Here is a 24,560-nt window from a genome sequence, read left to right on the forward strand (position 1 = left end):
TCCAGAACGCTATCACCGCCGCGAACGCGTCCCGTTGCCCCCGCGCTCGACCCGTTCCACGATCCGGCCTCCACACGCCGCGCCGACCTCTCTTCGCGAGAGCATGCCCCGGCCCCAAACACGTCGTGAACAGGGGAAATCCTGAATAAGATCGAGCCCCATTCGACGGCGGACCAAAATCGTCGAGCTCACCTCCGAGCCGCTCTGCACACTGTGGTCCCTTGCCCCTCCCGATGTCAGTGCGGCGGGATACCGTCCTCATCACGCTGAGGTAAGGGGAGAACCGTGACGAGGAACACCCGGGCCGAGCAGCTGCGGGAGTATGGCCGGTCCGTGCTGGAGGGGGCCCGGTCGGAGCAAGTCCTGCGCCTGGCACGGCAGGTGAATGCCGTGTCGTACACGAGCGCGCGGGAGTACGCCGGCCGCTCGCTCTTCGAGCTGCTCCAGAACGGCTACGACGCGCATCCGAGGGACCGCCGCGACGGAAGGGTCCACGTCCTGCTGGACGAAGCGGAGGGCGAGTGGGGGACGTTGTACGTCGCCAACGGCGGCAACCCCTTCACCTGGCAGAACGTCAAGCAGATCTGCGAACTAGCGCAGAGCTCGAAGGAGGTCGGCGAGGGTATCGGGAACAAGGGCGTCGGGTTCCGCAGCATCCTGCTGATCAGCGACGCGCCCGAGATTTACAGCGCAGACCCCGACAGCCCGTTCGGTCCGGAAATGGACGGGTATTGCTTCCGCTTTGCAGAGAAGGCCGACGTGGAGGAGTTCCTCGCCGGTGAGGACAACGCCCACGAGGTGGCCACCAAGTATCCGCCGCTCCAGGCACCCCTGCCGCTGGACGACGTGCCCGCGACCTGTCGGCAGCTCGCCGCCCAGGGGTACGTAACCATCGTCCGGCTTCCCCTGCTGAACAAGGCCGCCCGGGCAGAGGTCCAGCTGCGGATGGACGAACTCGGGGAGGCAAAGGTTCCCGTGATGCTGTTCCTCGACCGGCTCGCCGGCCTGACGCTGGAACGGCGGGCCTACGGTAGCGAGACAGGCGAGCTGGACGGCCGCCACGAGGCATACGAGCGGCACGAGCTGACCCGCTCCGAGGAGCGCCTCGCGGTGCCGCAGGACGGCGCCGGGCACGGATCCGCCGTTTCCTTCGCGACCGTGGACCTGGGACCGTCCGGCACTTTTCTCGTGGCCCGGGGCACCGTGGAGAAGGAACGGCTGAACAGCACGCTCGCAAAGGCCGTGAGTTCCGGGCTCCTCGACGACACGTGGCAGGAGTGGAAGCGGTCCGCCGTCGTCGAGGTCGCACTCCCGCTGCCCGCCCTGCGTCGACCGCGGCGCGGGCAGACCTACACCTTCCTGCCGATGGGCGAGAACCTGGCCGCGCCGTTCCCGGGGCACATGAACGCCCCGTTCTTCACCAAGTTCGACCGCACCGGGCTTCCCCCCGACCACCCCCTCAACGTGCTGTTACTCGACGCGGTCGCCGAGACCTGTCTGGCCGCCGCCGCGGTCCTGCGTACCTTGCCCGAGCCCACCATGCGGCAGCTGGCCGTGGACCTGGTGAGCTGGGAGAGCGAGAAGGGCTCGACGGCGCGGCTTCGCGCGGCGGCCCGGCGCGTGCACGGAAGCGAACTCGCCGACGTACCGTTCGTGCCCGTCCTCACCACGGATAACGCCCCACCGGAGGTGGGCTGGGCCCCGCCCCAGGGCGCGGCGCTGTGGCCGGACCTCGACCTGACCGTCCTCACGGCACGCCGTGCGCACGAGGCCGGCGTCGTGGTGGCGGACCCCGAGATCGGCGGCGACCGGCTGAAACGGCTGGCCACTCTTTGCAAGGCCCTCGCGTGCCCGTGGGAGCCGGGCCCGGAGATTCTCGCCGAGTACGTGGAACGGATCGTCGGGGGCCTTCCCCTCCCCCGGCCCGGTGAGTCCCCCGGCGAGCAGTGGAGCGCGCTGTACGAAGACCTGGCCCACCTCTTCGAGGACGACGGGCACGTCTTGCACGGCAGGCAGTTGTTGCTCGCCGAGGACAGCACACTGAGGCATACCAACCGTCCCCACGACAGGGCGGGTACGGGCACAAGTACACGTACACAGGGCAAGCCGAGCGGTCAGGGTGCCCGCCGCGAGGCGTTCTTCCAGCCGGTGCGTACGGAGGCGAACCAGACCGAGGCCCCGTCCGTCCCCGCCCTACTCGGCAAGCGATTGTTCTCCCTGCACCCGGGGCTGGTCTGGAAGGACCGCGGCGAAAGTACCCGCGGGCTGACCGCCCGCGCCTTCCTCGAGCAGGAGGCACTCGTCCGGCCGTACGACACGAGGGGGCTGCTGGACCACGTACGACAGGCGCTCAGCGCGAGCACCGATCTCCGGCTGCGGCTCCAAACCCTGCGGTTCGTCTTCCGGCTGTGGCAGCCGCGGCGTTCGCTGGGCGGGACGGAGATCTCCTCGCTCGGACTGTACGTACCGTCGGCGGACGGCCGTCTGATCACGGCAAGCGACGCCGTCTTCGGCCGGGGATGGGGCCCCGCGTCCGTCGGTGAGGACCTGGCGGCGGTGGTTGCCGCCGGACAGGACGTGTCGAAGAGCCTCAAGGCGATCGCCGGCCGCCTCCTCACCGCGCCCGAGGAGTTCGCCAAACGAGGCGAGACCTCTGAGGAGTGGCGGGCATTCTTGCTGGAGGCCGGGGCGACTAACGGGCTGGTCCCGGTCAGGTCCCCCGACTCCTTGAACCGAGTGAGCCAGGGCCAAGACCTCACCGATCGGCAGCTGGTCCGCATGGCGAAGGTATCTGCCGAGGTGCAGGCACAGTGGGAGCCGTATGTCCGCAGCTGGTCCGGCGCCTGCTATCCCCGGACGCCGTACCGGGGAACCCCCGCCTGGCAGCTCCCCGGCCAGGATGTCGTCGGACGCCTCGGGCAGGAGGCCCGGCTCGCGTACGCACGGCTCGTCCTGCACGGCCTGTCCAACTGGGAGGATGCGATGTTTACCAGCGTCTGGACCAGTGTCGGCAGCCAGAGTTCCCCGGACACGGAAAGGGTTCCGACCCCTCTCGGCGCCTTCGTCCGGCAGCAGCCGTGGCTTCCGGTGAGGAGTCGCGACCGGGCCGTCCGGTTCGTCCGGCCGGCCGACGCCTGGCACTGCCCGCCCGGTCTGGAGGAGGAGCCCTCGTACGCGCAGACCGTCGACCATCGGCTGCGCCACCTTCTGGAACGAGGGAAGGCGGGCGTCCGTCTGCGGGAGATGCGGCTGCCGACCTGGGACGACGCCCGCGACAGCGCCCGCCTCATCGCCGCGCTGGGACGGCTCGCGGCGGAGGGCGCGCTGGGGGCCGAGGACCGGCCCGCAGCGCAGCGCGCCAACGAACGCGCTTGGAGGCACCTCGTACGGCGGCCCAGTCCCGCACTGCCCGCGGGCACCAGTCTGCTCGCCGAGTCCGGGAACCGGCTGATCGGCGTACCGCTGTCCGCACTGGTCGGTGGGGAGAAGACTGGCAATGGTGATGCCGAGACCGTGCTCTACGTCAGCGGTGAACGCGACAGTCTGACGGCTCTGCTGATACGGGAGATGGAACGCCCCCTGCTCACCCTTCCCGGCGTCTCGGCGGAGGCCGCCGAGCTGCTGGCGGCCGAACACCCCGCCAGCGTCCGGCACACTGACGACCTGATGTTCACGGTGACCGTGGACGGCACACGGCTCGACCCCGCGGCCGTGGGAGAGCCACTGGTCCAGCATCTGCCCTGGCTCACGCTGGCCGTGGGCGTCCTCTGTGACCACCTGGCGCGGGCCCCCCGGGCGAGCGAGGCCGAGCTGAGCGAGCTGACGACCCTGGTCCGGAGCATACGTCTGCACCGCTACCGCTCCTGGGATATCGAACTCGACGGCCAGCCGGTGACGTTGCCGGGCCGCCTCGGCGGAGTGCTGCCGCTGCCCGATCCGAAGCATCCGCTCGTCCTCGCCCCGGCAGGCGAGCCGGGCTGGCCCGAGACCACTCGCATCGTGGTGGCAGTCGCGGAGCTGCTGGGACGGCGGGAGTTCGGCGATCGGCTGCGCCTCGCCGCCCACCAGCTCGCCTCCCGCCACGCCGACCTGCGCGACCCGGGCCAGGAGGGGCTCGCCGACGCCCTAGAAGTGACGGAGCATCAGGTTGAGGAGACGAGCCGCCGGATCGACGGGGCCATCAGCGTGGTCCTGGAGCGCTGCCGGCCTTTCCTTGTGCACCTGCTCGGCACAGAGACGGCGAACTCGCTGTTCCTGCCGCCGCCGGACGACACCCGAGAGTTCCAGACTCACCTTGATGAGCACGCCGCCGAGCTCCCGGTCCTCGTATCCGAGTTCATCGCCATGGCCCGAGCGACCCGTAGTACGGACGAACTGCGGCGCGACCTGGGCATCGGATTCGCCGACCTGAACGACACCCTGCGCGCGATGAGCCCGCCCGTGGAACCGGTCAGCCACGCCGACGAGCACGAGGAGGCGCTCCGCACCTACCTGGATCTGCGCAAGAAGGACCTCGTCAACCGGCTGCGCTGGGCGGTACTGGAGGACTTCGACGCGGGCAGCCCGATGCCCGACTGGCCCTCGGTCCGGACCCTGGACTGGATCACGGCGCCGGAGGCATGGGAGTACACCCTGGACACGGCCGACACGGGGATTTTGGAGGCCCTCGTGGAGGAGCAGCTGGCGCTGCGCCTCGGGCGCCCGCTGCCACGGTCGGGTGAACGCCTGTCCGCCCTCGACCAGGTACGCGGCGCGAACCACCGTACGATCACCGGACTGGCCACCGACCTCGCGATCCTGGTCAGGGCGGCCGAACACCCGTTGCCCGCGGCCCTGACCGGAGCCGAGCCCGCCGAGGAGGTCACCGCGCGGCTGGACGCCGCTGGCGCACTGGACTTCCGACCTCTGTCCCCCACCGAAGTCGTCGCCTGGCTGGCGGCCCTGGGCCAGTGGCCCCACGGAATGGCGGTGGCGGCGGATCCCGACCAGCACGGGCTGTCCGAGGCCGACCTGGACCGGGTGCGCAACGCGGCGGAAGACGAGCGTCGCGAACGGGAACGCAAACTTCGGTCAATCTCCTTCGGAGGCCGCGCCTTCGACGTGTACTCCGGCGACTTCACCGCCCTCACCCGCGAACTCGACCGGGTCCTGCAGAGCGGCTCGGCACCAGGCATCGCCGCCGCCGGGCCGCTCCGCTTCACGGACCCCCGTCGCCAGACCGGGCGCACCCAGGCCACCGGTCGCACGCGCGGATGGCGGTACGGGGGCGGCACGGACAGCGGGCTGACCACGGCCCAGCGGGAGGCAATCGGGTACGTGGGCGAGTGGTACGCCTACCAGTGGCTGTGCGCGCGCTACCCGGACCACATGGACGCGACCGGCTGGGTGTCGGGCAACCGCCGCAAAGCCTTCCCCGGCCCGTCCGGCGACGATGGCCTCGGCTTCGACTTCCGGGTCGGCTCCGGCAGGCTGCCCTATCTTTACGAGGTGAAGGCGACCGGGGGCGAAGGCGGCCGCTTCGAGCTGGGAGAAAGCGAGGTCCGCGCGGCCCGCCAGCACGCGGGCAACGACCGCTGGCGCCTCCTCGTGGTCACGCACGCCCTCACCCCTCACAAGATGGCCATCCAGATGCTCCCCAACCCCTACGGAAAGCGCGGCCAGGACCGCTACCGCGAGGAGGGCGGAGCACTGCGCTTCTCGTACCTGCTGTGACCTTGACGTTTAACCCGGCGCGAGACGAGCCGGGTTAAACGTCAAGCCAAGGGGCCCAGGAGAAGGGCAGTGAAGCGATCTTGGAGACGTGAGAGTGGAGGTCCCCGGACGCCGCTACAGCCGTGGACACTGAGAACGAGCCCGCTCCAGAGGGGTACTTACGGTTCGTGGGGTGAGGAAGTCGGCAAGCTGCCAGAGGTACTCGCCACCGCTGTGACCAGCGCTCCGCCCCTGGCCCTGGCGGCGGTATGCGTTCAGCGGCTTGATCAGCCCGTGGCAGCCAGCAGCCTTGCCGACGTTCACCACTGCGGCGCCAGGCACCCAGGCGCTGTTCAGGGTGGCGGTGGCCGTGGAGGGGTCGCGGCCCTTGCGGTGGCCGGGAGGGCTGCCTGCGAGAAAGACCGAGGGTGAGGCCGCAGGGCGCAGCCCGACATAGATGCCTTGCTTGACAGGGGGACGGCGCTGCGCGGGAGGTCGACAAACGGCACGAGGCCGACGAAGGCGGACTCGGCCCGTCTCGTGAGGGTTTGCCTAGGAGGGCCCGGACTTCCCCTGGCAGCTAGCCAACCTTGGTGCCTCCTCGCACGGACTGGTGCCGTCGCACGTTGTCCGTGCCAGGCAGCGGTAGTCACTGACAATCGGCATCCGCCGAGCTCGCGCTGATCACTCAGCGCGAGCCCCATCGTGGCTCGGGCGCGGACAGGCGACGCCTGAACATGCGAGCTCACCAGCCTCGATTCCGACGTAAGGAACTCATCCCTCGGTTTCCATCACCCGCAGTCGGGCCTCGGCGTCGGAGGCGACCCGCCCCCACTCCTCGGTCATCCGTCCCTCCATGTCAATGATCGAACATTCCATGACCATGACGGCGAGGCCGTCGAGTTCCACCATCGCCGCAACCTCTGCGCGCTGACGGGAGTCGTAGCGGGCAAGGTCGTCGCACGTTTCGACCAGCGCGGTGAGTGACGGGAGCCGTCTCACCAGTTCGGACCTGAGGCATTGCAGGATGCGTTGCATGTCCTTGCTGCGCTCGTACAGCGCGGGCGCCGCGTCCTGCTTCTCGCTCATCTTCCTCTCGCGTAGCTCCAGGTCCCGCGCCTTCTCCTGCCGGCCGTCGCTGAGCATTTGGATTTGGCACTTCAAAAAGGCTTTGTGCGTGAGCTCGGCCGAAGTCTTGCCGAGCTCGGAAAGCCTCTTCTCTCCGGCCGCCACCCCGCCACCGCCCGTGACGATGGAGCCGCCGCCAAACCGTGCGAACGTGGCGCTGCGGGCCGCTGCCCCGTGAAGCGTCTTTATCGCCTTGCCGGTGGAGTCGGAGCCGAAGTTTCGCACCGCCCGATAGGCGACTGCCGGGGTCACGTGACCAACGGCGAGCGGGACGGCTACTACGAGCACGACGCCTGCAAGCGCTTTGACAGGGGTGGGCACGGTAATCTTGCGCGGCTGCCGAGGGTCGATGATTGCCTCGGCGCCGACGTTTGGCCTCTCGATCGCGGCCAGCTCGATCAGATCGACGTGCTTGAGACGCTGAAGAACGGCGCGGGAGGGGACGAGCGCCTCGTCATAGAGCCGCTGCTGTGCCTTCTGCAAGGCGTTGTTCTCCTTGGCGGCCCTCTGATCGAGCTCCTCCTGGAACTCAATCAGACGCTTGTCCCTCTGTCGGTTCGTCCTCGCGAGCCTGAGCCTGACAGTGTCGGCTAAGTCAATGGCCACGTTGCCCCCTAGTACTCGGTTCGGAGATCCTAGTGGCGCATAGGACCGTTTCGCTGCGTTATGACGTGGCCGGAGCAGCCTGGGCACCTTCTGCCTGGCGGCCCGCGCCCGAACCGACGATGCTCCGTTTACCGAATGGCTGAAGTGGGGCGAGGCGTGTATGCCGCACAACTCAACTCGCTGCACTACCCACTGAACCTCTCCCAACCTCACGGGCAGTTGAGCTGGCAGCCCCGGCGGCGGGCATGAAGGAAGCTCCTGGTAGACGGGCTCACGACCAAGATCACCAATCCGCCAGGAGCTTTCGCGTGCTTGTCTACCCGTCCGGCAACTATCTGTCCAGCCGCACTCTGGGGCATCTCTCCGGTCTTCTTGCAGGTCACCGTCGTCGGATCGGTTCACGCTGACGTCGCCTGACCTGCGGCCGGCAGGCCCTGCTCGTCCTGGCCCACCTGCGCTGCGGCTCGCCTTGCCGCAGGCTTCCGCATCGGGATCGCCACGGCCTACCACTACATACGCGAGGCCGTCGACCTACTGGCCGCCCTCGCGCCCACGCTGGAACAGGCCATGACGACCGTCCGGAAGAAGGCGTACGTGATCCTCGACAGCACCGTGCTACCCATCCACCGCATCGCCGCCGACCAGCCGTGCTACTCCGGGAAGAAGTAGCACCACGGGATGAACGTGCAAGTCCTCGCCGATCCCGTCGGACGCCTGATCTGGGCCTCGGACGCACTGCCGGGAGCGACAGACGATCTGACCGCCCGGACCCACGGCATACCCGCCGCCCTCGCCGCAGACGACATCAAGTGCTGGGCCGACAAGACGTACCAGGGCGCCGGCCCTGCGATCCGTGTCCCGGTCCGTGGCAAGGACCTGCGCGGCTGGTGCCGACGTCACAATCGCGAGCCTCGGCGAACGCGCCATGCCCATCTTCAAGTCTTGGCGGCTCCTGTGGAAGCTTCGCTGCATCCCCACCCGGATCACAGCTGCTGTCCGTGCCGTCGTTGCCCTCGGACTCGCCACCTGGTCAGGATGGGAAGGGCTCCTTGCGCCGATGGCTGGTCGGCACGGTGACGGTCCGCTCGCAGGATGCTCGTAGGCTTGTATGCCATGACGACGCGGATAGCGGGGGGTCAGGTGCTCAATCCGTGGACCCGCACGACCAGGAACGCACCGTATGCGGTCCCCGAAGACCTGCCGCACTTGCAAGCCTTCGCCGACACCCAAGTCCACCCCTCGCACACGCCGTACCAGCTCAACCTGACACTGCCACCGGAACCGTTCATCGGCCTCCACGACGCGCCCTTCGTCATGCTGCTGGCCAACCCAGGCGTGAGCGACGCAGACCCGGCCGCCTACGCCCGGCTCGGCGTGACCGAGCGCACTTTGCAACACATCGCGAACGCCGGCGGGACCCCCAACCACTTCCTGACGCACCCCGACAAGGACCATCCAGGACTCCGGTGGTGGTCCCGGACCCTGAACGGCGTGACGAAGCAGGGGCACAGTCACGACGAACTCGCCCGGCAGATCCTTGCCGTGCAGTTCCACGGCTACCATTCGCAATCGTGGCGGCCGATCCCGTACACACTGCCCTCCCAGTCCTTCGCCTTCTACCTGGTGCGCCGCGCCATGTCCCGTGACGCGGTGATCGTCCTCGGGCGCATCGCGGCCACCTGGAAGATCGCCGTGCCGGAGCTGGCGTCGTATCCGAATGTGGTGACGCCGAAACAAAACCGGAGCGTGCAGATCAGCCGGGGCAACTTCAGCCCTGAGAACTTCGAGCGGATCGAGCGAGCCCTCAAGAGGTGAGCACGCACGGCGATGCGGTGCGCGCCCAGCGGGAAGTACGGTCAGAGGTTGGCACGCGCTTCGGCCAGCTTCACATCAGCCGCTCGCATCTCCCCGCATGCCTGCGGGTGCTTCTGATCCATCTCCTCAAGCCGTACCGGCGACTTGGACAGAGCCGTGGTCGCCTTCAGGTCCAGTTCGGCGTCGAACTCGTACGGCTTTTGCGAACCGATCGGCGCCGGTCGCGGCGACGACTTCACATGCGCCATCGCCGCGATCTTTCCTTCGACTCCGCCGAAGTAGATCCACAGCCGGTCGCCGTCCCTCATTCGCTTCAGCGGCTTCCCGAGCCACCACTCGGTCGGACCGGAGTCTTCGCGCGCCAGCCTCGCGACCCGCGCTGGAGTGGAAGGGCCGTTCTCGATCGTGTCCCGCTCCGGGTCCAGGCAGTACAGCCAGTCCCGAGGGCCAACGACCTGGTAGACGGCGCGTCCGCCTCGGTTCGGAATCTTTTCCAGCACGTCCTGCTCGGTCAGCGCCCGCAGCAGTGCGCGGGCCCGCTTGTCGTCGGTCTCCCAACCGTAGCTGTTCATGGTGGCAACGACGCGGGCCGGGTCCCACTCTCCGTCCTCGCTGGTCACCCGGCTCTCCAGCACATCCACCTGGGTCAGCCGTGTCTGATTGCGTGGCCGGCCGTGCCGTTCCAGCAGGTCGTACAGCTTTGCCGCGCCCATGCTCGCGGCGATGCCGAGGGCGTTCCGGTCCACGGTGCCGCTTTCGTCGACCGCCACGATGGCCCTCTCCCGCCAATCCTCCAGGCCCTCCAGCAGTCTGGTCACGGCTGCGACGTCCCGCCACAGGTCATGAGGCGCGGCCTGCTCCGACAGCAGCACCTTGTCTTGCAGTGCGGCGCGCACCACTCGGGCGAGCTGGTCGGAGGAGATCACGACGCTCTCCTGGCTTCCGTCGTCACCGAAATTAAAGTCAACCCGCGCCACCATAGCGACTCCTCTTCTCTGGATTGGAGAGGAGGTTACATTCTGCTTCTGGTGGTGCGCCACCGCTTTCACACAGCTAGGCAGTTGGGCATCCCGAAGCGACCGGTCAGGTCGCGGGCGCGGCCCGGCGTGAGGCCATCGAGGTCCTGGCCGCCCGCGCCCCGACCTTGGCCGAGGCCATGAAGACCGCCACAGCCAAGGCATGCGTCCTTACACCGACGTCGAGCCCCGAAGCACGGCCCACGGATTCCGCTGCTGACATTGGCCCCGACCCAGGCCATGGCCGGGACGGGCGTCCAGTCCACTCGACTGAACGCCCGTCCACAGGGCCCGGCTCGACCGCTCCGGGGGCCCTTGCCCGCCGGGAATGGGCGGATCGTTCGCAACTTCAGCCGCATAACGAACCGAACAGGTGACCCAACGCACGGATCACGGTAGCTCCCCGGCCACAGAAGAGTTCCTGTGGCTGAGCGCGATAGTTGGCCCTTGAGCACGCTGCTTGGCCCCTGTGCGCGATAGATGGCCCACGCGAGAGCGGTAGGGGCATGCTGAACTGGTGGTTCATGGGTCATAAGACGCAGTGGCGTGCAGCGCTCTGACTGCCGAGGTGGCTTCGCGACGTACGGATCGCTCATGATCGAACCTCAAAGAATTCGACGGTGTGGGTGGTGTGGGGGACTGGCGGACCGATCCGACATTCGCGATGTGCCGGGCTCTGGTGGACGGGGCGGATCTGGCCTCGTTCGTAGGAGGTCCGTTCGACATACGGGCTGTGGTGGCGGCCATTCGGCCCGAGAAGATAGAAGGAGCCGTTCTCGACGACGTTCCCTGGGAAAACTTTCCTCACGGGGAGAAGGTCCGCGATGCGGTTCGCCTGCTGTGCGCCGGCCACGGATCCGCACGTCTCGCAATGGGAGTGCTGATCGGCATGTGTGCCAACGACAGCCGGGCCTCCGCCGCTCTCGCCGTTCCATTTCTGATCCGGATCGCCACCGACCCCCACCACCCGCACTACACCGACGCCCTCGGAGGTCTCGCCGCCCCGGCCCGCGCCCGTCATGTCGGTGTCGCCTCCCGCGACGAACTCCTCCTTCACCGATCGAGCCCCCAGCACCGCGTCCTTGACGGCTATGACGGCTACGGAGCGGAGGTGACCGGGTACCCGGCGGGCTGGTCCGTGGCTGCCGCCCGAACCGCGATCACCGCCGCGACCCCCATGCTCTTGCCTCTCCTCAACGACTCCGACGTCACCACGCGCATCAACGCCTCCTACGCTCTCGCCACCGCGGCCGACCCCGACCGCAGGGTCCGAAGCGCCTTCGCCACCCGGTTCGACAACGAGCAGGACCCCGTGGCCCTGGCCGGCTTGGTGCTTGCCACGGCAGAGAGCACCCGTGCCCACTCGCACCGACCGGACACAGTGTGGATCCGCGGGCTGTGGCAGGACCGTGCACAGGCTCCAGAAGTCCGCCTTGCCGCTGCGATCGGCTGGCTCTGTCTCACCAATGAACCCGTCCCCCGCGCCCTGCACACCACCGTCGACGCCCTGGCGACCGAAGAGCGCGCTCGCGCCATGGACGCGCTGCCATGGATGACCGCCGTCGGCTGCAGCGAATCGGGACTCCTGCGCTGCGTCCGCCGAATGCTCCACCCGGAAAAGCCCGAACCGTGCGACGACCCCTGGGCCCCGCTGCCCTGAACGACGACCGGCCGGCCCTCGACCACGTCGCCCGCGTTTGGTGCGCCCCAGTTGGCCTCTTAACACCGTGGTTGGCCGGTCGGAGTGTTCTGGTTGCCCTGCGCAGTCTTCGTCCGGCACATCGTGCCCCCGTTGCGGGACGCCACAGCACCGCTTTCGAGCCGGGTCACCGCAAGGTGCAGCGTGACGGGACGGAGCTGTGGTTGGCGGCGTTCAGCAGCGAGGTGAAGCCGGTCGGTGGGTCCGGCGGCTCGGCGCGTTGTCGTAGGCATGCGCGATCATGCCGTCATCGGGCCGAAGGTCATTGGGAGGGGTTTCGATGAATGGCTTGGTGAGGGACTTGGGCTGTCCGGACCGGTGCGTCGCGGCGGCGGAGGTACTGGTCGGCGGCGGGGTGGTGGCGGCAGAGGCCATCGTGCGTGAGCTGGGGGATGAGCTGTCGCCGGTGCAGTGGCTGGATGCCGTGCCCGTGCTCCAGCGGATCGGGGACGCGGCGTTCGACTGCCTGGTCCAGGGGCTCCTCGACGCGTCCACGGCGGAGGCCAGGGACAGGGTCGGCCTCGCGTTCACATGGCTGGGCGCGGGTTTTCTGGACCAGTACGTCACGGCGATGTCGCATACTGCGGCGTTCGTCCGCTGTCAGGCGGTGGTCGGGGTACGGCTCTGTGATGGGGTCGGTGTGTCGACGGTCACTGCTTTGTTGCCGTTGCTCGGCGACCCCGACCCTGAGGTCGCCCGACAGGCGCAGGACACCTTGGTGATCCGTGGCAAGGAGATCGAAGCCAGCCTTGTTCCTCTGCTCCAGCAGATCCGGCGGGCGGGCCCCGGCCGACAGCGTGCTCGGGCGCTGGCTGTCCTCGCGGCGCTCGGCGGTGAGACTGTGCTGCCCGCGCAAGACGTGGCAGCAGTCGAGCGCCTCATCTGTGTGAAGCTCCCGGATGACCGGCCGACGGCGTCGGGGGCATGCTGGAATCACTGGATCGCGGTGCCGAGCGGGGATCAGGCCGGGATCATCAGCATCCTGGGCCTCACCGACCCGAGACCGGTGACCTTCGCGCTCGGCAACGATATCGTGGACTCCGACGGACATGACGCCGAGCCGGGGAGTCACGGGCGCTTCACCAGGGTCTTCGTCACACCGGAACTCGACGGCTGGACCTTCGTGCTCGGCGCATGGTGCGACCCTTGCAACGGGGAACGGAGCGAGGACGTCCTGAGGCTCTGCACGCGCCTCAGCTCACGCTACGGACGCGCCGAGGCGTACTACTACGGCGCTCAAGGCGATGGCTCCGCGTGGCTCGTCACTGAGCACGGCAAGGTGCTCCGACGCTACAGCGAGACCGGCGAAGGCGAGGACCATCTGCTCACCCTGGGCGATCCCCTGACGTTCGAACAGAAACGCAGAGAGGAGCTCGGCCTCCAGCCCGTATGGGACTCCGCGCTGGAATCCGAGGACGACGCCGACGCATGGCAATGGGCAGCATTCGAACTCGCACCCCAGATCGCCCAGCATCTCGGGACCAGCCCTCTCCGCATCAACTCGGAGATCACCTCACGCGGGGTCGGCGTCATCGCCCTGACCCCGTACGGAGTTGCCCACGGCGTGCCAACAGGAACGTACTTCATCTAGAGACTCTGCAGGCCGTGGACGACGTCGACCCTCTCGCGCCCGGCGTCCCCGTGGCGCAAGACTGAGCCCGCAGTTGGCCAGGCGGGCCATCTAAAGCACTCAGCCCCAGTTCCGCCTGGCCTCGATGGTGCCACCGCAGAATCTTCGCTGACTGGTGGAAGGGGAAAAACCGGAGACACGGTCCACGAACTCGGCGAGCAGATCGGCCTGCTGCAACCGCACCTACAACGGCCAGGCCCGCTGGCTTGTTGGCTACGTGGCCTTCGACTTATGCCGCCAAACGGCATGCTCCAGCCCACCTTTGTCGTGCCCGAGAAGCGCGGCGGCTTCCTCATACACGGCGCGCAACTGGGCGTATGGGAGGTCCGGAACACCAGCATCCACGGCGAAGGCACGCAGGTGTACGTCAACGGCGACGTGCGAACGGCCGACGAGATTGCCTATGTAGTCGATGCTCTTCGGCCCCACTCCCTTCACCGCGCGCAGAGCGGCGCGATTGGCCCGATGATCGAGCCAGGCGTAGAGATCCTCGCGGGTATCGACCCCGTCGGCAGCGAGGAGGTCGGTGATGGCGTGAGCCGTCGCGACCTTCTGTGCGTGGTTGAACTTCATGGCCACGGCGAGGTCTTCCGTGACGAGCCGGCGCTGGAATCCGCGGACTGTTCTTGCATCAGCCCAGCTCAGTTGCAAATGGAGGAGCCGCGGTCGGAGAGTCCTCTCGTAGTTGCACCGTGGCTGGAAGCTGACGTCGCAGATGACAGCACCCATGTGGGTCCATCCGCCGGGTTGGAGAAACGGTCCGCTGCCAAGGAAGTGTCGAATGTGGTCGGCGAGCCGTTGGGCAGGGCTGGATGCGAGCATGGGTCAAGGATGGCGCTACCGTCTGGCAAGCTGGTGGGAAAGTTCAAAACTCTCGAATGGATGGAGCAGGGGGCCGTTCCCTTGGGCAGCTCCCTCCATGATGGGAAGGCTGGCCATCTCGGCTACCGGGTCTCCGTCGAGACCGGGGCGAGGCGGAATAGGCACTGGGCCGTGTTGAACTCGATCACCTCGGCGATGAAGCGGAACTTGTCGCCAACTGCAATGGTGTCAGGAACATCCTTGCCGGTCAGGTGGAGGTTGCCGGTGTTGACGTCCTCGTACTTGAAGTTCGGGCCGTCCGTCGTCTGCGGCCCCTTGTCGCCCGGGCCGAGAAGGAAGTCGTAGCGGGTCTGGTCATCCGCGTGGGCCGCCATGTGCCTGATAGACCCGTCGAAGGCGACCGTCTGCCCCTCGTGCTTGGTGGCGAAGTTCACGTTCGCTTCACCACACGGATCCGCCTTCAACAACGTGGCGAACTCGGGACTGTTCTGCGCCGTGATCACCTCAGCGGTGGTCGGCTCGTTTGCGGGCGGCGTAGCGGAAGGCTTCTCACTAGCGGCCGGCGAACTGGCTGACGCGCCCTTCTCCTCGTCGCCGTCGCCGAGCGCAACGCCCGTGCCGATGATGGCGGCCAAGACCACGAGGGCGGCAGCCCCTGCCCCGATCAGACGCCAAGGCAGTGGCCTCTTCGACCGACGGAAGTTGAGGGTGGTGCGAAGTCTGCCTGGGAGCTGCTCCACAAGTTCCCATCCATCCTTCTGCATCTTCGAGATCACCAAACCGTCGGTGCCCCGAACCGTCTGCACGACCTTGTACTCGTACTTGATCTCATCGGCCATACGGCTCTCCGCCCCCTGAAAACGAACCGGTCATACCAACTGGGCGCGAGCATAGATGACTCCGCGAGAGACGAACGTCGCGTTCAGCCCCTGCTCCTCTGCTTGATCGGGTCGTTCGCGGCCACGCCTGAGCAGCGCGTCCCGATGGCGGATGCAGGGCACCAAGACGATGTCGAACAGCGAACTCCGGGCAGATCTGTCCTGTGGAGGATCAGCAGGGCTTTACACCAGATGCCGCCGGCCGTGGTCGAGTTCAGCCTTGGCACCACCCGTATGAGGGGCCAAGGCACCTCGGTCGCCTCTCTTCCCCCTTACCTTGGCAATCCCATCTGCACCCTCGAGTGGAGCCGGAGTGGTGAAGTACGCGGTGTCTGCACCGCAGGCCGACTTGCTGCGCGAGCTCGCGGCGGTCTCCGATGCCGTGCGTATCGCACCCGGCCGTACACAGGTCGCCTGGGCGCTGGAGCAACGGGGGCTGATCAAGAGGACCTGGCGCGGCAGTGGTCACGTCGCCGTGGTAACTGCGGACGGCCGCTACTACCTCAAGCACGGCAAGCATCCCCGGCAGGTCCAGACGGAGAAGGAGCGGCTGGCGGGTGACAGCGCTCAAGCCGCGCTCGCTCCGGCCGGCGGGGCTGAACTGGTTGCCCGACTGCATTCGGCATCAGGGACGATCACGGTTGCTGATCCTGCGCCTCGGACCCGGGGGCGGTGGCGGGCCGCCTATTACGACGCGCTCCACCACGGGCACGTTCCGGAAGGTCACAAGGTGCGGTGGAGCGGTCGTCAACGTGGCGACTGTGTCTTCACGCTGGTCAACGAAGAGGCCGAGAAGGCTGCACAGCCTGCTCCGGTGCCGCGCATCGATGTGCCGGAAGTTCTGGATCGGCCGCACCCTCTCGTCCGTGCGACGCGTAGAGCCATGGGCCGCTCTCAGGGCACGGTCGACACTCGCGGCAGAGCGGGGGCTATCCCGTTGCATGTGTCGCGTCCGCTTGCCGACCGCGCCCTACGGATCATGCATGCGCTACTGGCCGAAGCTGAGAGCCGCGGCTATACGGCTGAGCCTCAGACCGACCTCCACCGCGGGGAGGCCGTGCACACACTGGCGATCGTGATCCGGGGTCGAGCCTTTCCCCTCGTCCTCACGGAACGGACGACCAAAGTCCCGCACGAGCCGACTCCGAAGGAGGTACGCCAAAGGGAGCGCTATCCCTGGATCCGGTTCCCCAAGTACGACGAGGAGTTCAACGGACGCCTCGCCCTCGGTGCACCCGCCAAGGGCCAGTACCAGCACTCGTACGCGCACAGCGACGGGGCCCGCTGGACGCTGGAGTCGCGCCTGGGACACCTCCTACAGGACCTCGAACGTCTCGCTGCTGAAGGCGAACGCCGGGACCGGGAGCAGGAACTCCTCGAAGCCGAGCGGCGGCGCCGATGGTACGCGGCTATCGCACAGGCTCGTGAGCAGCAGATCGACCAGCAGCGCGCGAAGGTACTCGCCGAACAGATGAGTGCCTGGAATCAGGCTGCCGAGATCCGCGCCTTCTGCCAGGCAGCCCACGCTCGAACCGACAGCGCTCCGCTTCCGGCTGGCGAGGCGGAATGGCTGCAGTGGGCGGAGGCGTATGCCGCACGGCTCGACCCGCTGCACCACGCACTGGTCACTCCGCCCCCCCCGGCCAGACGGGAGGTTCTTCGCGAGCTTGCAAAGGTCGACGTCTACGCCTATCCGTGGCCGTTCGATGCTGACGGCCGCTGGCTGCTCCCCCAGGAACAGCCGCCCGACTCGAACTCGTGATCGTGACCTCGTTCCACTCGCAACCGGCTTCGCCCCTGTCCAAGCAGGACAGGGGCGAAGGAACGCTTATGCGGCGATCGTAAGCGGGGTTTCCATCCGCTCCCAGGCCCCGAGGACGGCCTTGTGCGCATCCGGCTGCAGGTGGGCGTAGCGCTGGGTGGTCTGGAAGCTTTCGTGGCCGAGGAGGTGCTGGACCTCGTAGAGGGAGACTCCTTTCTGGACCAGCCATGAGGCGCAGGTGTGGCGCATGGAGTGGGGCGGGTAGTGCGGGACGAGCTGCTGCTCGCCGTCGTCATCGAAGTAGCGCGCTCCTTCGACGGCTGGCCACCATGTCTGTCGACGCCAGTTGCCGTCATCGAGCAGTCGTCCAGCCCGGCCCCTGGTGACGGTGGTGAACACCACGGCGTCCCGGTCGAGCCGGTAGATGTGACGTTCAAGTGCTTCCAGGACATGGGCCGGGAGCGGGACCTCCCGGCGGCTCCTGGAGCTCTTGGGATACTCCTTGATGCCCCTCTTGGTGTTGACCTCGACCACGAAGAGGCGCGAGCGGCGCTGGTCGATGCGGTGACGGTGAAGGCCGGAGAGTTCGCCCCAGCGCAGTCCGGTGTAGACGCCCAGCAGGCACATCGTCTTCCAGGGGGCGGGAAGCTCGTCGAGGATGCTCTGTGCCTGGTCGGTCGTGAACCACTGCGGCGGCTTGATGGCGATCTGGGGCAGGTCGATGCGGCGGCACGGGCTCAATGCGATCACATCGTCGTCCACGGCCGCGCGCATGATGGACGAGGTCAGGTTGTACGCCCGCTTGATCGCGGCAGCGCCCACGCCCTTCTCCACCAGGGAGCGGACCCAGCTCTGGACGTCCATGCGAGTAACCACCCGCATCTCCCAGTCCGCCCAGTGGGACATGACGTGGTTTTTGATGGTGGAGGCGTCGCCGCGCAGGGTGCGGGGCTCAACGATGCGGGCGTCCCACCAGCGGTCGTGCCACTCACGGAACGTGATCTCGCCGACCCGCGGGTCGCGCATGCTTCCGCGGGTGGACAGTGTCTCCATCTCGATGCCCCAGGCGCGGGCCTGCGCCTTGAGGGGGAACGACTCGCTGTACCGATCTCCTGCCCGGTTGCGCACGGTCGCTTGCCAGTTGCCGGACTTCAACTTGCGTAGGTACAGGTTCTACTCCTTGTTCGACGACGAGGGGGCCGCCAGGCGCGGGGTCAACGGCGGGCTGTCGGCATGGCAACGGCGCGGCGGCTGAGGAACTCATCAAGGCTGGCCGCCGGGACCCGCACACGGGAGCGGCCTGGCCCGGTACGGAGGTCGACGACAGGCAGGTCGCCGGCTGCGATCAAGCGGTAGACGGTCCGGCGGTCGACGTCCAGGGCGGCGGCGACGGTCGGTATGGACAACAGGCGTACGGACATAGCGGGGCCTCGAAGTACTGGGGAAGGGATAGTCGTCCGGCGAGCCAGCCATCAGAGCGTCGGCCGGTGCAAGGGGCTGGTCAAACAGCCCTGCGGGGAACCGCGTAGGGAGAGCCTCGGCCGAACGGAGTTTGGTCACACGGCGGCTGGCGTCGCGCTCAGGAGTTCATACCAAGAGGGCGGTTGCGCCCCGTGCGCCCCGCGCTCTGGACCTGAGCCAGAGCGCGGGGCGAAATTCACGACTTCAGTGACTCTGGAAGGCCCATGACGTCCTCCAGACGGTCCCAGTCGATCCCGGCGTTTTCCACACGGAAGCAGTGCGGGTAGCGCAGGGCCAGCCAACTCGAAGTCACACCGGCCAACTCAGCCACCGCGAAGGGTGAGATGCCCATCAAGAGCCACTTCACCAGGCAGGACTCCCGGAGAATGGAGATGGGCTCCCCCAGCCGCCACGAGTACCGCTCGTCCCGTGGCAGAACGGCCTCCTGGGCCTGCTCCCACACCTGCTGGTATACCGGAGTCGAGGCTGAACGTCCGCGCAGGTCGGGAAAGAGGAGATCATCCTCCCGCAGCCCGGCCTCGCTTATCCATGCCCGCAGAAACTCGACGGACTGCGAGCGGAGGGGAATTTCCCTTGCCTTCCCGCTGTAGCGGACGGTCAGCTTGCCCAGGCCACGCTCCGGGAGAACCAGGTCGCTCATTCGCAGCCCACGGGCTTCGCCCGGGCGCAGAGCCTGCTCGGCCACAACCCGCATGAAGGGGTACACCGAATGTTCAACACCCTCCCGTCCACGCACCCACTCGAGCAGCCCTCGAACCTGCTCCTCGGAATACAGCCACTCTTCTTCCATGACTTCGACTTCGACCGACATAGTTTTGAACTCCTCACGGGAACGACGGAACACACCCCGCGGATCGGCGGGTAGTTCAATGGTCTGGAGAAACGCCGGTTTGGCTAACCGGCGATCGTCGGTTAGCTTGCGCCCGACACGGCACGTACAACGCTCTGGCCCATAGACGCGTAAGCAGCGCGTAGTCGCGTCGCTGCGGCCTGTTCTAGGTTTGCTTGCTTCGGCGCGTCATTCCAGTCCATTGCGCGCTCAATGTGTCTGCCGTCGGCGAATCAGCACAATCAAGCACCGCGTCGGGGTACTGCCAGCTGCACCAGCGCCGGGCAGTGAGGAGCCAGGGACAGAGCAGGCGCCTTCTAAGCGCTTGGCCGCAGGTTCGAGTCCTGCCGGGGCACCACCGAAAGCCATCCCCGCCGGGAGGGCTTTTCGCTGGTCAGGGCAGGTTTCGGCGGGGACGGCGAAGCCCCGGGCCGTCCCCCGATGATCAAGGAAAAGTCCGGGGCCGTACGGCTGTCACCGAGGTTTTGCGGGTGGCTGTGTATACGTGCCGAAGTTTTCCGCCGTCCCGTCAGCCTGCGGACAGCGGTTCCGGGAGGTCTCCCGCAGCTACGAGCCGCCTCGGTCGCGCTCTTCGTGAATCATCCCGGTGTCGGCCCACTGCTTGCCCACCTCCGCGCAGTGCAACTTGGGTTGTTGAGGGTTGCAGGCGGGCTGCGGAGAGTCGGCCGTCGAAGGCGTTCAAGGCTGTCTTCCAGCGCATGGTCCAGCGAGCCTGGCTCTTGCCGGTCGAGTCCAGCGACATGACCGATGTAAACGCACTTCAAGGCGGCCTGGCCATTCGGGAAGTGGCCGCAGTCTGACTGCATCCGCGTTCATCGCATCGCCTTGTCCCTCAGTCGTTGTCAGAGGTATGCGACAAGATCGTCCTTGTAGACAACGCCAGACAACAACGAGGTAGCACCTTGGACGACGATGTCATCCTGCGAGGACCGCTCGGGGAAATGGCCACGGCCGAAGCCGCCCTGGCAGGGTTGAACCCGACGGACCTCTATGCGGGAGCGATCAGCTGGTGGTCCGCAGCTATCTCCCCCGCCGTCTCGATCGTCTCCTGGCCCAGCGCCCCCCTGACGGTCTGGATGTCACACATACATGACGGCGCGCCCGACGGGTCCAGACTCGCGGGTACCCTTCGCCGTCTCCTCGGAGGCGTTGCTCCGCTAGCGACCCACCACGATGTGACGAACGAACGGATGTATAGCTCAGCGGTGCATTCCACCCGCCGGGCGGAGAGCGCCGGTATGGGCACCTCCGCGCTTCTGCTGACCGGTTCTCCGTTCGCAGCTGGTCTCGGCGGTTCCTGGAGAAGTCCTCTCCTGGAGAGTCATACGCGCATGGCGTGGGACGGTCGACATTTCATTCCCACGCGGGGCTTCAGACTCCCCCGAGCCACAGGGAGATCCGCTCCACCGCACGTCGGCGCCCTGTGGACTCCGTCCCGCCGGGCGTGGCGCGGCTTTCTGTCCATGGATGCCGCCACCTGGTCTCGAGTCCTGCACTTTGCTCAGCGTGGCGCCCCTGCCGCGCGGGGGGCAGTGTCAGCGGACAGTTGGAAGTACGACCTGGCAAAGGCATACCGGTGGGCTTTCCACACTCGACCGTGCTTGACCTACACCCCTCCTGCAGGGGGGATGCTGAACGTGATCCGTACGGCGGAGAACAAGTGGGACAGGGCTCTGCCCGAGGATCACGGCGGCTTCTTCCTCCGAGTCGGCGACCACGTATCGCGCATGGCCGGCGCACTCGCTGCGGCCGAACGCGCGGCCATCAACTACACCCACGTCGAGGCAGCATGGTCACTCGCCCGCCGTGCCGTCCACGACACCTGCTGTCTTGTCACGATGGACTGCGACACGGTAAATCAGATCCTCGAGGACGTGGACTACACCTTGCGCGCTATGCCGAGGTCGGAGAGCCAAGTCTCTCCTCCCCTCTCAAACAGCCCCGAAGGAAACGTTTTTAGCGGAGACACCGATGAGAGTCGTTCGCAGAACAGCGAGAATACCGTCCGCAAGCTCAAGCAGTGGTACCAGGACTCCTGCCAAATATGTTCCACCACGCTATTCCTGCCCGCCCCCCGCCACCGCTACAGCGAAGCGGCTCATATCCGGGCAAGAGAGCACGGCGGACCCGACCTCACGGAAAACCTGCTATGCCTCTGCCCCAACTGCCATGTTCTCTTCGACACCGGTGCGTTCGTCCTGACCGACGACTTCGGAGTCGTGGACACCGTGACGGGCCGCCTGCAAGGCGCACTCAAACGCCACCGATGGCACTACATCAACCCCGATGACGTTCGCCACCACCGCCACCACTGGACCAGCCGCAATCCCGGGGCACGTTCCACTGGCGGCAGTACGGGCCAAGGAAGGCAGTAGCGTCCTGACCCAGCCCATTCCAAAATAGGTGCCCCCGGCAGAGTCTTGCCATCTCCGGAGCCCCCTTCGCCCCAAGCGGCCCGACCCATGAACGCATGCAGGTGCTCCCACGGAATGCTGGTGCGGTTCACATAGAGGAATGCGTTGACGATCTCCCGCAGGCCATGGACTCGAGCTGCCGTTCCCGGTCCAGTTCGCCTGGCTCGCCAAGCGGTGAAAACGCGTCCGGTCAGAGCCCGACGGGCGTCGGAGACATCACCGCGGTACGTGCCGCGAGCGTTCACGCCTCGTCCAACGACCACCAACCCCAGCAGTCACATAATCATCCCGCCTTACCACCTGCATAGTTCAGATGCCCTCTTAGCGGACGAAGTGGGCGACAGGGGTTCTCATTACGCGTGTCCGCTCCTGTCAGTGTCGGCACCTACCATCCGACAATGGCCTCCCTTTCTGCACAATCCGTTTCATGCCCCCGTCCGAACGATGAGCGGATGCGAAATCTGCTCGACCAAGCCCTGGCGTCGGCCGGACCAGACGACCTGCTCGCGGCCTTCACGCAGGCCGCCGAAGCCGAGCTCACGACGCGGATCGGGCGGCAGTTGCACGCACACCGTGAGGTGACCGAACGCGAGCTGAGGGAGGCACGCCGACGAGCAGACCATCGAGCCTCGGCCTATGACGCCTCGCACGTCCACGCCCTCTGCGCCGAAGCGGCCGAATCGCTGGTCACCGCTTTGACGTTGGAAGAGGAAGAGGCCCGGCAGGCGGCGGAGGAGTGCGACGTTGTACTGGCCGAGATGCACAGAGATCTCGACGCAACACGGTCGTGTTCGCTCTTGGAATCGGTCTTGCCCTTGTCTCGGCATCTCGGCGCCGCCAGGGAGCGACTCGACGATCTCCTGGCCCTCGACCGCGAGGTGCTTCACGAGCTCGCACTTCAAGAAGCCAGTAGGCGACAGGCGAAGACGGCGGACGGCATCACCTTGTCGCGGCTGGACCGTCTCCTGCACGACGACTTGGGCGAATGGATCGAAGAGCTTACCGACGGGTCCATGGAGCCGATGGTGCAAGGGGGCATCAGGAGCACGCCCGTCCTGACGAGCCTGCCGGACGGCAAAAGCCTGGTCATCCAGCCCGAACAGGTATCCGTCCCTCACTCCTTCTTCAACCTCTTCCCGGTGCCCACCGTCGGGCTGCCTCGCGTCCAGCAGCTCAGCCGCACGGCGGGCGACCGTTTCCCTGATGCGCTCATCGCCGTCGCCTCGAACGGACGGTTCTCACGCCCCGCACGCCGCCATGCCCGGGAACACCGGATCCTCCTCATCGACAGGGACGATCTACGGCGCTGGATGGAGTGGGGTACCCCCCTGTCCGAGATCCTCGGCTCCGGCAAGCCTCCCCAGGCGTCTTCCGGCAGGGCCCTCCGGCAGGGACCGCCCACCGCGCTGCACATCCTGGAGCCCGATAGGGACGGCCTTCTCGCCGCGTTCACCTGGACCACCGAAATGGGGCTGATCCAAGACGCAGCGGAGCAACTCCAACTTCACCACGACATGATCGATCGGGAGCTCGCCCACGCAGGACGGCGGGAACTGTACCGACCTGACTTCCATGAACCGTGGTGGACGCCACTGGACGCCCCCTGCCGACTTGCCGCCGGTCACTTGCGGAAGATCCTCGCGGACGAACTGGAGAACGCGCGAACGGCGTGCGCGGCGGTTAAGGAAATCTCGGACGCGCTGCGCCGCTGGTACGGACGCGACCTACGGGAACGCTACCGCCGCGGCGCCTTGAACAGTCCGTCCGAACTCGACGAGGCGGCACGCCACCTCGACGGGATACAGGGCCGTGCACCGCACATCTTCGAAGCACTGGCCCGGGACCGCGAATCTCTGCACGACCTGGCCATGCGAGAAGCACAGGGCCTGAGATTCACCACCTCGCCGGGCAGCGTCTCGCTGGCAGCCATCCTTTCCATGTCATCGCGCGGGTTCGAGGAGATGGTCGCCGCTCTGCTCCAACGCGACGGATTCAACGTCCTGCAAAGACACGGCGGAGCAGGCGACCGCGGCGCCGATGTCATCGCGGTCGCGCCCACCGGCGAGAAGCTCGTCGCGCAGTGCAAGCTCATCACGACCGCTCGACGCGTCGAAGTGGGCGTCCTGTACGCGTTGAACGGCACTGCACGTCCGGTACACGGCGCGGATCTCGTCGTGGCCGTCACCAGCAGCGAGTTCACCAAACCCGCATTGAAGTTCGCTCGGCAACACGCCATAGTCCCGTTCGGCAACCAGGAGCTGGCGCACTGGGCCACATGGGGTGAATCTCTGCAGGAGATCCTCGGCCTGGGCAAGGCGAACGGCACGGACACCGCTCCACATTCACCGTGAAGCTCCCCTGTCCAGGAACCGCGTCGAGTGAGCGACCTCCACGGGCGCTCCACCTTTTGTGATGCCCGGCTGCTTCTCTGAGGGACACCCGGCTTGGCTTCCCAGCCGGGCAGAACGGACCGGACTTGGCGGAGAAGACGGAACCAATCGCCTCGGCGGGGCCGGGGGCTAAGTGGCCGAGGGGGGCATAGAGAGGTGCTCGGGGCTCGGCCACCATGAGGGTGCACGAACGAAGGCGCGTAGCCAGTACCGGCTGGTTGCTGCCTTGAACGCGCAGCTGAAGGCCAGGCCGTGTGGCTGGGTCTTCGCCATGCGCTCCCACGACCAAATAGGCTTCGGCCCGCCCGACTTGGCAGAGTGCGTCGACCAGAACGCAGCCCACGCGCCTTGCTGGACTACAGAGCTAGAACCGGAGG

14 protein-coding genes and 2 pseudogenes are annotated in these 24,560 nt (G+C 67.1%); 9 read left to right on the forward strand and 7 right to left on the reverse strand.

The features are described from left to right. Positions 1–285 precede the first annotated feature (285 nt). The gene (locus ACZ60Q_RS06920; protein ID WP_469629454.1) at positions 286–5,712 is read left to right on the forward strand and encodes a sacsin N-terminal ATP-binding-like domain-containing protein; all 5,427 of its coding nucleotides are present in this window, start codon (positions 286–288) and stop codon (positions 5,710–5,712) included. 753 nt (positions 5,713–6,465) lie between these two features. On the opposite strand, the gene ACZ60Q_RS06925 is transcribed toward ACZ60Q_RS06920, so the two are convergent. Next, positions 6,466–7,425, reverse strand: coding sequence for a hypothetical protein (locus ACZ60Q_RS06925; RefSeq protein ID WP_239119971.1), 960 nt, complete (start codon positions 7,423–7,425; stop codon positions 6,466–6,468). Positions 7,426–7,733: 308 nt separating this feature from the next. Between ACZ60Q_RS06925 and ACZ60Q_RS06930 the strand changes: the two are divergent. Beyond that, positions 7,734–8,527: pseudogene (locus tag ACZ60Q_RS06930) on the forward strand (transposase family protein). An 11-nt stretch (positions 8,528–8,538) separates the two neighbouring features. After that, on the forward strand, positions 8,539–9,240 hold the full coding sequence (locus ACZ60Q_RS06935; RefSeq protein ID WP_469629573.1) for a hypothetical protein: 702 nt from the start codon (positions 8,539–8,541) through the stop codon (positions 9,238–9,240). Between the two features lie 41 nt (positions 9,241–9,281). On the opposite strand, the gene ACZ60Q_RS06940 is transcribed toward ACZ60Q_RS06935, so the two are convergent. Further along, complete coding sequence (locus ACZ60Q_RS06940; RefSeq protein ID WP_469629458.1) at positions 9,282–10,220, reverse strand: hypothetical protein; 939 nt, start codon at positions 10,218–10,220, stop codon at positions 9,282–9,284. A gap of 128 nt (positions 10,221–10,348) precedes the next feature. Between ACZ60Q_RS06940 and ACZ60Q_RS06945 the strand changes: the two are divergent. From ACZ60Q_RS06945 to ACZ60Q_RS06955, 3 genes and pseudogenes are all read left to right on the forward strand, one after another. After that, positions 10,349–10,429, forward strand: a pseudogene (locus ACZ60Q_RS06945) (IS5/IS1182 family transposase); the annotation flags it as partial. Positions 10,430–11,145: 716 nt separating this feature from the next. Further along, positions 11,146–11,916 (forward strand): hypothetical protein, encoded by a 771-nt coding sequence (locus ACZ60Q_RS06950; RefSeq protein WP_469629461.1) that lies wholly within the window; start codon positions 11,146–11,148, stop codon positions 11,914–11,916. A 319-nt stretch (positions 11,917–12,235) separates the two neighbouring features. Then, positions 12,236–13,546 (forward strand): HEAT repeat domain-containing protein, encoded by a 1,311-nt coding sequence (locus ACZ60Q_RS06955; RefSeq protein ID WP_469629576.1) that lies wholly within the window; start codon positions 12,236–12,238, stop codon positions 13,544–13,546. Between the two features lie 252 nt (positions 13,547–13,798). Here ACZ60Q_RS06955 and ACZ60Q_RS06960 read toward each other — a convergent pair whose 3' ends face one another. Both ACZ60Q_RS06960 and ACZ60Q_RS06965 read right to left on the reverse strand, forming a co-directional pair. Then, entirely contained in the window at positions 13,799–14,407 is a 609-nt protein-coding gene (locus tag ACZ60Q_RS06960; RefSeq protein WP_469629464.1) for an HhH-GDP family DNA glycosylase, read from the reverse strand. A gap of 122 nt (positions 14,408–14,529) precedes the next feature. Further along, positions 14,530–15,246 (reverse strand): DUF4839 domain-containing protein, encoded by a 717-nt coding sequence (locus ACZ60Q_RS06965; RefSeq protein ID WP_469629467.1) that lies wholly within the window; start codon positions 15,244–15,246, stop codon positions 14,530–14,532. Between the two features lie 352 nt (positions 15,247–15,598). Between ACZ60Q_RS06965 and ACZ60Q_RS06970 the strand changes: the two genes are divergently transcribed. Then, positions 15,599–17,047: a hypothetical protein gene (locus ACZ60Q_RS06970; protein ID WP_469629469.1), complete on the forward strand. Its 1,449-nt coding sequence runs from the start codon at positions 15,599–15,601 to the stop codon at positions 17,045–17,047. Between the two features lie 66 nt (positions 17,048–17,113). On the opposite strand, the gene ACZ60Q_RS06975 is transcribed toward ACZ60Q_RS06970, so the two are convergent. The 3 genes from ACZ60Q_RS06975 to ACZ60Q_RS06985 all read right to left on the reverse strand — a co-directional run bounded on the left by ACZ60Q_RS06975 (position 17,114) and on the right by ACZ60Q_RS06985 (position 19,340). Then, positions 17,114–18,202: a tyrosine-type recombinase/integrase gene (locus ACZ60Q_RS06975; RefSeq protein ID WP_469629472.1), complete on the reverse strand. Its 1,089-nt coding sequence runs from the start codon at positions 18,200–18,202 to the stop codon at positions 17,114–17,116. A gap of 59 nt (positions 18,203–18,261) precedes the next feature. Beyond that, entirely contained in the window at positions 18,262–18,468 is a 207-nt protein-coding gene (locus ACZ60Q_RS06980) for a helix-turn-helix domain-containing protein (protein WP_469629475.1), read from the reverse strand. 236 nt (positions 18,469–18,704) lie between these two features. Next, positions 18,705–19,340 (reverse strand): tyrosine-type recombinase/integrase, encoded by a 636-nt coding sequence (locus tag ACZ60Q_RS06985; protein WP_469629478.1) that lies wholly within the window; start codon positions 19,338–19,340, stop codon positions 18,705–18,707. 1,667 nt (positions 19,341–21,007) lie between these two features. Between ACZ60Q_RS06985 and ACZ60Q_RS06990 the strand changes: the two genes are divergently transcribed. Both ACZ60Q_RS06990 and ACZ60Q_RS06995 read left to right on the forward strand, forming a co-directional pair. Continuing rightward, the gene (locus ACZ60Q_RS06990) at positions 21,008–21,754 is read left to right on the forward strand and encodes an HNH endonuclease (RefSeq protein WP_469629481.1); all 747 of its coding nucleotides are present in this window, start codon (positions 21,008–21,010) and stop codon (positions 21,752–21,754) included. A gap of 491 nt (positions 21,755–22,245) precedes the next feature. Then, complete coding sequence (locus tag ACZ60Q_RS06995; protein WP_469629484.1) at positions 22,246–24,144, forward strand: restriction endonuclease; 1,899 nt, start codon at positions 22,246–22,248, stop codon at positions 24,142–24,144. Positions 24,145–24,560: the final 416 nt, after the last annotated feature.

Source organism: Streptomyces sp. NPDC104313 (assembly GCF_055583985.1).